The 9,735-nt window shown below is 46.1% G+C and carries 10 protein-coding genes, 1 tRNA gene and 1 pseudogene; 8 read left to right on the top strand and 4 right to left on the bottom strand.

From position 1 onward, the window contains the following. Positions 1–1,201, top strand: a pseudogene (locus J5I83_RS04075) (IS5 family transposase); the annotation flags it as partial. Between the two features lie 8 nt (positions 1,202–1,209). Here the strand turns inward: J5I83_RS04075 and J5I83_RS04070 are convergent. The 3 genes from J5I83_RS04070 to ispB form a co-directional block, all read right to left on the bottom strand. Beyond that, positions 1,210–1,461 (bottom strand): acyl carrier protein, encoded by a 252-nt coding sequence (locus tag J5I83_RS04070; RefSeq protein ID WP_304053485.1) that lies wholly within the window; start codon positions 1,459–1,461, stop codon positions 1,210–1,212. A gap of 452 nt (positions 1,462–1,913) precedes the next feature. Continuing rightward, positions 1,914–1,990, bottom strand: a tRNA-Pro gene (locus J5I83_RS04065). Positions 1,991–2,073: 83 nt separating this feature from the next. Next, positions 2,074–3,042: an octaprenyl diphosphate synthase gene (ispB, locus tag J5I83_RS04060; RefSeq protein ID WP_304053483.1), complete on the bottom strand. Its 969-nt coding sequence runs from the start codon at positions 3,040–3,042 to the stop codon at positions 2,074–2,076. A gap of 146 nt (positions 3,043–3,188) precedes the next feature. Here ispB and rplU point away from each other — a divergent pair, with 146 nt between their 5' ends. The 7 genes from rplU to J5I83_RS04025 all read left to right on the top strand — a co-directional run bounded on the left by rplU (position 3,189) and on the right by J5I83_RS04025 (position 8,884). Next, on the top strand, positions 3,189–3,500 hold the full coding sequence (gene rplU / locus J5I83_RS04055; protein ID WP_304053482.1) for a 50S ribosomal protein L21: 312 nt from the start codon (positions 3,189–3,191) through the stop codon (positions 3,498–3,500). Positions 3,501–3,522: 22 nt separating this feature from the next. Beyond that, positions 3,523–3,780: a 50S ribosomal protein L27 gene (rpmA, locus tag J5I83_RS04050; protein WP_304053480.1), complete on the top strand. Its 258-nt coding sequence runs from the start codon at positions 3,523–3,525 to the stop codon at positions 3,778–3,780. A gap of 125 nt (positions 3,781–3,905) precedes the next feature. Continuing rightward, entirely contained in the window at positions 3,906–4,934 is a 1,029-nt protein-coding gene (gene cgtA / locus J5I83_RS04045) for an Obg family GTPase CgtA (protein WP_304053478.1), read from the top strand. Then, the gene (gene proB / locus J5I83_RS04040) at positions 4,934–6,055 is read left to right on the top strand and encodes a glutamate 5-kinase (protein ID WP_304053476.1); all 1,122 of its coding nucleotides are present in this window, start codon (positions 4,934–4,936) and stop codon (positions 6,053–6,055) included. Before cgtA ends, proB begins: the two co-directional genes overlap by 1 nt. A gap of 37 nt (positions 6,056–6,092) precedes the next feature. After that, positions 6,093–6,698 (top strand): NUDIX domain-containing protein, encoded by a 606-nt coding sequence (locus J5I83_RS04035; RefSeq protein WP_304053475.1) that lies wholly within the window; start codon positions 6,093–6,095, stop codon positions 6,696–6,698. Positions 6,699–6,705: 7 nt separating this feature from the next. Continuing rightward, positions 6,706–8,103 carry a nodulation protein NfeD gene (locus J5I83_RS04030; protein WP_304053473.1) on the top strand — a complete coding sequence of 466 codons (1,398 nt, stop codon included), beginning with the start codon at positions 6,706–6,708 and terminating at the stop codon, positions 8,101–8,103. A gap of 19 nt (positions 8,104–8,122) precedes the next feature. Continuing rightward, complete coding sequence (locus J5I83_RS04025) at positions 8,123–8,884, top strand: slipin family protein (RefSeq protein ID WP_304053486.1); 762 nt, start codon at positions 8,123–8,125, stop codon at positions 8,882–8,884. 41 nt (positions 8,885–8,925) lie between these two features. Here the strand turns inward: J5I83_RS04025 and J5I83_RS04020 are convergent, their stop codons facing one another. Next, entirely contained in the window at positions 8,926–9,438 is a 513-nt protein-coding gene (locus J5I83_RS04020) for a CNP1-like family protein (RefSeq protein WP_304053471.1), read from the bottom strand. Between the last annotated feature and the right edge of the window lie 297 nt (positions 9,439–9,735).

Genomic DNA, 9,735 nt, shown 5'->3' with positions numbered 1-9,735 from the left:
TGGCGGTGCTGGCGGGACGACTGCCCTGGTCTCAGACCGAAGCAGCGCTGGCACCTGCGTTTGAGCGCACGAATCGTCCAGGCCAAGTGGTGGAGATCGATGATCTTTTCGGTAGCACGCAGGTTGATTGCTGGAGCGGGTGTTAGTGCTGCTGGCCGTCCGCGTCTACCGATGCGGCTGATGGTCTCCCTGTTGTACCTCAAGCACGCGTTCAATCTTAGTGATGAGGAACTTGTTGCTCGCTGGTCCGAGAACGTCGTATGGCAATACTTCAGTGGACAAGAGTATTACACGCCGAAGCTACTCTGTGATGCCACGCAGACTGGCCGCTTTCGTACTGCAATTGGTGAAGCTGGCGTTGAAGCGCTGCTGAAAGCGACAATCGACACTGCAGTTCAGAGCAAGGCGGTAACACCAAAGGAATTCGAGCGGGTTATTGTCGATACGACCGTCCAGGAAAAGGCCATCGCCCATCCAGTCGACAGCCGTCTGCTGGAGATCGCCCGCGGCAAGGTAGCCCAAGCCGCCAAGCGGGTTGGTATCACTTTGAAATAGACTGTTGCCAAGGAAGGCAAGGTATTGTGTCGCAAAGCCGACGGCTACGCCCATGCCAGGCAATTCAGACGACTGCGGCGCGCTGTCAAACGGCAGCGCACGATACTCGGCATCGTACTGCGTGAGATCAGGCGCAAGCTAACAACAGCGACGATGGAATGCGCCGCATCACTTGATCGCTTGAACACGCTGCTCGAACGGGCCGAGAGAATCCACAGGCAACAGCCTAAAGACAAGAACAAGCTCTACGCCCTGCACGCACCGGAAGTCGAATGCATCGGAAAGGGGAAGGCGCGTAAGCCCTATGAGTTTGGCGTCAAGGCCAGCATCACCGTTACCCACAAGCAGGGGGTTGATCGTGGGTGCTAAAACTTTTCCCGGCAATCCTTACGATGGCCAAGCTGTGGAGCCAGCAATCGAACACCTAAAATCAGATGATCGGATGAATCGTTGCTAGTTACAGGGCAAACTGGGCGATGCGCTCCATGCAGTACTGTGCGCAGCGGGTTATAACCTGTGCTGGCTGTTGCGAGCAATGGTTCGCCTGGGACTGAAGGTGGCTTTTTTGCGCCTTTTATTGATTCAGTTGGCCAATCCTATAAGGAGCGAACTTATAACTGTTGATGTGAATACTCGGCAAGACTGACTAATTAGTTAGTGAGACAATTTTTGTTCAACAAAACGAGTAAGGCTGCCAAGCGTCTCAAAAGTTTTAGCGCTGATTTCATCGTCATTTACTGAAATATCGTAATATTCTTCCAATGCGGTAATGACATTGACTACTGCTATTGAGTCCAGCTCAGGAATATTTCCAAGTAAAACAGAATCTTCAGTAAGTGAATTTTTACGTTCCCCCAGATTGAGAGTGGTAGCTAAAATGCTTTTGATTTCTTCTAAATGTTGCATGATTACTCCAAAGTTTGTATACCTTTTCCTAGAATAGAAAAAGGTATACATAGTGTTTATGATCGCTTACTTGTTACCGTGATTGAATAATTCAACGACCGTATTTTAACAATCATCCTATCGTGTCTTGCGATGTCATTGATAATTCGAGCAAGGTCGGTTGTGTTTGTGTGCCTGAATAACTTGCCTGTCTGCAAGGGCAGAGCATGTATGATCATCTGGATCCAGCATCATTAATTGCTAATTTTACTCTTTGGCTCTTTTGAATGATACAAGGTACATGGAGTGATTTCTGGCGTAATGGTTTTGTCCATAAGCCATGCTGCTGCAGCTATTTTGCCTATGATGGGTTAGTGGGTGCGTTTTTGGGCTGCAATTATTTGAACAACGTGAAAAGAATGACTTAAATAAGGAATTCCCCAGCATAATCGGGAGATTGCCTTATTTAAGACTGGTCGGGGTGAGAGGATTTGAACCTCCGACGCCTGCGTCCCGAACGCAGTACTCTACCAGGCTGAGCTACACCCCGTGAAATATCTTATGAATATGTATCAGGTATGACGAGTCTACTAAAGATTATTTTGATGGCAAAAAAGGAATCAGTTAAGTTCCTCAGTGATTCCTCATGACTGCAAATTGCGCCAATTGTAGCAAACATTCTTTGTAACTTGAATCAGCCAGAGCTGCGATGGCTTCTGCGGCTATTTTTGCTTCATCTTGCGCGCGCTGTTTTGCATAGGCAAGTGCACCTGTTTCCTGAATAATCTCTAGAACAGTTTGAAAGCCACTTTCTCCACCGGTTGTAATTGCTTCGCGGATGATGTTTGCTTGCTTATCTGAGCCAGCACGGATGGCATAAATCAGGGGAAGTGTTGGTTTGCCCTCTGCAAGATCATCGCCAAGGTTCTTGCCAGTGTCCTCGTGATCGCCGGAATAATCAAGCAAATCATCGATTAATTGGAATGCTGTGCCCAGATGCATTCCATACACTGCTAAAGCTTCTTCTTCGGATGGAGTGGCATTGCCGATAATTGCTCCCAGACGAGCAGCAGCTTCAAACAGTTTGGCAGTTTTAAAGCGGATAACACGCAAATAATTCTGTTCTTCTACTTCAGGGTCTCTACAATTGAGCAATTGCAGCACTTCACCTTCAGCAATGGTATTTGTGGCATCAGCTAATACCTGCATCACGCGCATGTTGTTTATTTCCACCATCATCTGAAAGGCACGTGAATAAAGGAAATCCCCCACGAGTACACTAGCTGCATTACCAAATAAAGCATTGGCAGTAGCCTTATTACGCCGCAGCTGAGACTCGTCTACTACATCATCATGTAGCAGCGTGGCTGTATGAATGAACTCAACTACTGCAGCCAGATGATGGTGATATTGTCCAGAATAGCCAAATATGCCAGCAGACAAAATAACCAATGCTGGTCGTAGTCGTTTGCCTCCATTATGAATGATGTATTCACTTATCTGATGGACAAGTGCGACTTGTGAATGAAGCTTTTGTCGGATAACAGCATCAACAGCGCTCATGTCTTGAGCAATAAAGCTCCTAATACGTTCGATTGGCACAACAACCCCTTGAAGAAATAACTATGGTAGAAATGTCTCGGCTTAGGTGTCAAGCTAGATGGTACAAATAGATATTAAATATTTGTCACACAAAATGCTCGTAGAATTGTATAATTTTAAGGTATATGAAAGAGGATGAATAGGATATGTATGCTGTAATAAAAACTGGCGGAAAACAATATCGTGTAGAAGTTGGTAATAAATTAAAAATAGAACAACTAGCAGTGGAAGCTGGCAGTGATTTAGTAATTGATCGGGTTTTGATGGTTTCTGAAGGTGAGAACATTTCAGTAGGGAATCCATTTCTTGGTAGCGCGAAGGTTAATGCTACCGTTATTGGGCACGGGCGACACGATAAAATACGGATTTTTAAAATGCGTCGCCGTAAACATTATCAGAAACATCAAGGGCATCGACAAAATTATACCGAGATCCAGATTACAGGCATCTCAGCGTAAATAACAGAAGCAAGGGGTTGGCATGGCACATAAAAAAGCAGGTGGTAGTTCGCGAAATGGACGCGATTCACATTCCAAGCGACTGGGAGTGAAGCGTTTTGGCGGAGAGTTGATTAAGGCCGGGAGTATTATTGTACGCCAACGTGGCACTCAGTTTCATCCTGGCGATAATGTCGGCATTGGCAAAGATCATACGCTCTATGCAAAAATTGAAGGTAAGGTTGTATTTGGTATAAGAAGTATTTTTAAGCGCAAAATTGTATCAATTATACCCGTTTAAATTTATCAAATTCCAAAAAAGCCCCACTCAGTATGATGGGGCTTTTTTTATTGGTGATGTTTACCTCCTAGCATTATTCCTATTTATTGTTGTATCTAGAATGCGTGCTGGATTAAGAAAGATTTATGAAATTCATTGATGAAGCAAAAATCCAAGTATTTGCAGGTGATGGTGGCGATGGTATAGCCAGTTTTCGCCGGGAAAAATTTATTCCTAAGGGTGGTCCAGATGGTGGTGATGGCGGACATGGTGGTAGCATTTACGCGATTGCTGATCATAATATCAATACCCTGGTTGAATATCGGTTTACGCCGATTTTTCGAGCCAAGAAGGGTGAAAACGGGCGCGGTTCGGACTGTTATGGTAAAGGAGCAGACGATATCATTCTGCGCATGCCGGTAGGAACAATGATTACCAATATGGCTACTGGAGAAATCATCGCGGATCTGCAGCATCATCAACAAAAAGTACTATTGGCTAAGGGCGGAGCAGGGGGGCTGGGTAACATCCATTTCAAGTCCAGTACTAATCGAGCACCACGGCAATTTACCTATGGTGAGTCTGGACAAGCTTTTGAACTGAAATTGGAACTCAAGGTGTTGGCAGATGTTGGACTTTTGGGAATGCCGAATGCTGGGAAATCAACTTTGATTCGAGCAGTATCGGCAGCGCGCCCCAAAGTGGCGGATTACCCATTTACTACTTTATATCCCAATTTAGGCGTGGTAAGAGTGGATCAAGATCGAAGTTTTATCATGGCAGATATTCCTGGCCTGGTAGAGGGGGCTGCAGAAGGAGTGGGGCTTGGACATCGTTTTCTGAAACACCTGGCAAGAACGCGTTTATTACTTCACGTTATCGATATTGTGCCGCTGGATGAGCATATCAACCCAGTTCATGAAGCGAAGGCGCTTATCGAGGAGCTCAGAAAATATGATGAGACGCTTTATCAGAAACCTCGTTGGTTAGTATTAAATAAGATTGATATGCTGCCAGATTCAGAGCGTGCTGCGATGTGTAATAGATTTATCCTTGATTTCGGGTGGGGAGATAAGTGGTTTGGGATTTCGGCACTAACAGGTGAAGGATGCAATACCTTGACTTATGCCATCATGAATTATCTCGAACAAGAATTAGCGGTGACTGCTGAATAATGAGCCAATTAATTCTGAAACAAGCTCGTCGTATCGTCATTAAGGTTGGAAGCAGTCTTGTTACCAATCAAGGCCAGGGACTTGATCATGATGCACTCGCATGTTGGGCTGCTCAGATTTCTCAGCTTAAAGCGATGGGAAAAGAAATTATTTTGGTTTCTTCAGGTGCGATAGCTGAAGGGATGCAGCGGCTGGGCTGGAAAAAACGCCCTACTGCCTTATATGAATTACAGGCTGCTGCTGCAGTTGGGCAAATGGGGCTGGCGCAAGCATACGCAGCTTGCTTTGGACAATATGAACTGCTTACGGCACAAGTGTTGCTCACCCATGATGATTTATCCAATCGCCAGCGCTACTTAAATGCCCGTTCCACACTGACTACCTTATTGAAACTGAACATCATACCGATCATTAACGAAAATGATACGGTTGCAATTGATGAGATACGTTTTGGTGACAATGATACTTTGGCTGCACTGGTTACTAATCTGACTGAAGCCGATGTGCTCGTTATTCTGACTGATCAAGCAGGATTGTTTACCAGTGATCCACGTAAAGATACGGATGCCAAATTAATCGAAGAAGCCAATGCCGGAGATCCCGAGATCGAGGTTATGGCGGGAGGGGCCGGCAGTGAGATTGGCCGTGGTGGTATGCAAAGCAAAGTGATTGCGGCCAAGCGTGCAGCGAGAAGTGGCGCGCATACTCTTATCGTATCGGGCAGAGAAGCGAACGTGCTTGTCCGTCTGGCGCAAGGTGAAGCAATTGGCACCCGGTTATTAGCGACCATGCCAGTACTAATTGCACGAAAACAATGGCTGGCTGATCATTTACAAATTCATGGCAGTGTTGTCTTAGACACGGGCGCGATGAAAGCGCTTGTCACAGACGGAAAAAGTTTATTACCGATCGGCGTGGTGGATGTCAGAGGTGACTTCGAACGAGGAGAAGCGGTAGCCTGCCTGGATCAACAGGGAAGTGAAATTGCACGCGGTCTGATCAATTACAGCGCAAGGGAAACAAAAAAAATCATGCAACGGCCGAGTCATGAAATTCAAGCTATTCTCGGTTATGTGGATGAAGCCGAACTCATCCATAGAAATAATTTAGTGCTTTTGTAAGCAGATATCCAGCGATTTTACTAACGAGGAATCAGGTATGACTGATGAGGACGTGGAAATCATACAGAAAGAACTGTGCTTCCATGGTTTCTTTCGGATGGAACGGTATACTTTGCGTCATCGTCTGTTTAATGGCGATTGGAGTCGACCCCTTATTCGTGAATTATTGGAGCGCGGTCACGCTGCTGCTATCCTTCCCTATGACCCAGTGAGGGATCAAGTCGTACTGATTGAGCAATTTCGGGTAGGCGCAATGTCAGTTGCCACGGGAGCATGGTTACTTGAGATTGTCGCTGGTATTATTGAAGCAGATGAAGCCGCAGAAGATGTCGTGAGAAGGGAGGCGGTAGAAGAAGCTGGCTGCGACATTCTTGATATTGTTCCTCTCTATGATTATTTGGTTAGCCCGGGCGGCACCACTGAGCGTATCGCATTATTTTGTGGTAAGGTCAATTCAGCGCAGATGGGCGGGATCTATGGCAAAATGGAAGAAGGAGAGGATATCCAAGTGCATGTCATGTCGCTCGGTGATGCTCTAACATTGTTAGGTTCGGGAAAAATTATTTCAGCCAGCGCAATCATCGCATTGCAATGGCTGGCTTTGAACCGGGAGTATCTTCATAAAATCTGGTTAAGTGGGTGATGATCCAATGCGTTCGAGAAAGAAAGTTGAGTGCGTTTTTTTTCGATTAAGAATCAGACTCTGCATTATCCCGCTGTTCTTCTTATGCTGGCTAAGTTCGGCTATTGCTCAGAGTAGTACGGCTTTATGGCTAGATGTCGATGGGGCGATTGGCCCAGCCAGCCATGACTATATCAAACGCGGTCTTGCTATGGCCGCAACACAAAATGCCCAGGTTGTGATTATTCGGCTGAATACGCCTGGTGGCTTGGATACTTCCATGCGCGAGATCAATCAAGAAATCATTGCCTCTCTAATCCCGGTAGTCAGTTTTGTTGCGCCCAGCGGGGCGCGTGCAGCCAGCGCAGGCACTTATATTCTTTATGCAAGCCATATCGCCGCCATGGCGCCTGCTACGACCTTGGGGGCAGCAACACCTGTGAAAATAGGCGGTTTTGCTGGCATTCCCGATTCATCTGACAAGAAACAGGGAAGTAGTCAGCGTGAGCAGGCCGACACGCAAGATGCCATGACCAAAAAAATCGTTAACGATGCGGTTGCTTATATCCGTGGACTGGCGCAAATGCGCGGACGCAATGCCGACTGGGCAGAGAAGGCGGTACGTGAGGCAGTCAGCTTGACAGCTGATGAAGCTCTGGCCGAAGGTGTGATCGACTTGATCGCAGTTGATATTCCCGATTTGCTGGCCAAGATCGATGGACGCACCTTCACTATGCAGGGACGAGAGGTAACGTTGTCAACGCATAAAATCAATATCCAGCAACTTGAACCGGATTGGCGCACGCGATTATTGGCGATTATTACGGATCCTAATATTGCCTATATTTTGATGCTGATTGGGATCTATGGATTGATATTGGAGTTTGCTAATCCAGGCACGATCGTTTCCGGTGTGGTGGGCGCAGTTTGTTTATTGCTCGCACTATTTGCTTTCCAAGTATTACCTGTTAATTATGCAGGACTGGCGCTCATTTTTCTTGGCATTGTATTTATGCTGGCGGAAATGTTCGTACCCAGTTTTGGTGCGTTGGGAATTGGTGGCATGGTCGCTTTTGTGATGGGGTCGATCATGCTGCTTGATACGGATATACCGGGTTATGGCATTTCCATCCCACTGATTGCTACGGTTGCTCTGGTGAGTGCAGGATTCTTTCTACTGGTGGTCAGTATGGCAATGAAAGCCAGAAAACGCCCCATCGTGAGTGGGAGGGAAGAACTGATAGGTGAAGTTGGAGAAGTAGTCGATGATTTTGACAATGAAGGATGGATTAGGGTGCATGGGGAATTGTGGCGCGCAAAGTCCAACGTGCCATTACACCATGGGCAAAAAGTCAATGTGATTGCAATGAAAGGTCTGATGCTGCAAGTGGAAGTCTATCATCAGGATAATTCAAAGGAGAATTAGCATGAATATAGATATAGATATGATATCAATAATGATATTGACCTTGGGATTTGTTGTTTTCTTCCTGGCGGGTGCTTTCAAGGTTTTGCGTGAATATGAGCGCGGTGTCGTCTTTCTATTAGGGCGATTCTGGAAGGTCAAAGGACCAGGACTGGTGATTGTTGTTCCGATCATTCAGGCTATGGTGCGAGTGGATTTGCGTACTATTGTCATGGATGTGCCGACTCAGGATGTCATATCGCGCGACAATGTCTCGGTGAAAGTGAATGCAGTTTTGTATTTCCGGGTGGTTGATCCGCAAAGAGCAATCATCCAGGTGGAAGATTACAATGCGGCCACCAGTCAGCTAGCCCAGACCACATTACGTTCTGTGCTAGGACAGCATGAACTGGATGAGATGCTGGCAAGCCGCGAGAGGCTCAACAATGATATTCAGAAAATTCTGGATGAGCAAACTGAAGCCTGGGGCATTAAGGTTTCTAATGTTGAAATAAAACATGTTGATCTTAACGAAAGCATGATTAGGGCGATTGCCAGGCAGGCAGAAGCAGAGCGCGAGCGGCGTGCAAAAGTGATCCATGCCGAAGGTGAGCTGCAGGCATCGCAACGCTTATTGGAAGCTGCGCAGGTTCTTGCACGGCAGCCCGAGGCGCTGCTGCTTCGATATTTGCAAACACTCACCGAGATCGCTGGTGAAAAGAGCTCGACGATAGTTTTTCCCTTACCTATGGAGATGATGGCATCTCTCCAGAGAATGGTAGACAAACAGAAAGAAAAATAGCTGCTTAACCCGGATATTTCATAAATTCGCGTTAAACTGCTTTATCGAAGCGCTTTCGGATGAATACCAGCTTTTAATGCATGAATAGCTTCTGCTGGTGTTGCAACAAGAAAACCTCGCGGGCAGAAATAATATTTGGCAAGTTCGCGTTGAGCTTGGTCTTGAGCGATATTTTCGAGTTTTTGCCACTTGGAAATGCGAGGTTGCCCCCAAGTTTTGTCATTGCGGCCTAAAGCGTAGCGCTTCTTTTCTTTTGTTTCGCAGCGTATTCCTTCAAAAGTGGCATTTTCTGCACCTTGTGCCGACTTCACCACCAGACTGTATCGAATAATGCCGTCTTTGCCAACCTTGATAGAAGTGGCATCGACGTAATACCGGTGATTACTAGTAGGACCGATATTGAATTCCAGCAGATTGCCAGCTTCTGGATAGGCAGGTAACTCTGTTTGGAGCTCTATCCAGTCTTTTTTATGATCAAATGTATCGACAAATTTTTCTTTACTGACACAGGCAGTGATGGCCAATATACAGAATGTTAAGAGAACATTTTTCATGAGTGATTATTTAAGCTCCTTGAGCTCAGCATTTCGTAAGCTAATTTCAATTCTAAATCAAAACTTACTTTGTTGGTTGCTTCTTGCCGTATTGCTCATCGCCAATCAGGAAAGCTGATTTTTAGGTATGCTCGGCTGAATCTGCGTTCCCGCTCATTCTGTTTGCTGAGTTATAGCAAAGCTCAAATAAATTGATTACAATCCATAGATGACTTATCCATCATCATTTCGCTGCAAAGTTTTGTCCGTTCGTAAGAAGGAAGGACTTACCATTGCGCAGGCGGCGGCGCGTTTTTG

Source organism: Nitrosomonas communis, assembly GCF_024102715.1.
Taxonomy (GTDB): Bacteria; Pseudomonadota; Gammaproteobacteria; order Burkholderiales; family Nitrosomonadaceae; genus Nitrosomonas; species Nitrosomonas communis_B.
This window is presented reverse-complemented; position numbering and strand designations above follow the sequence as displayed.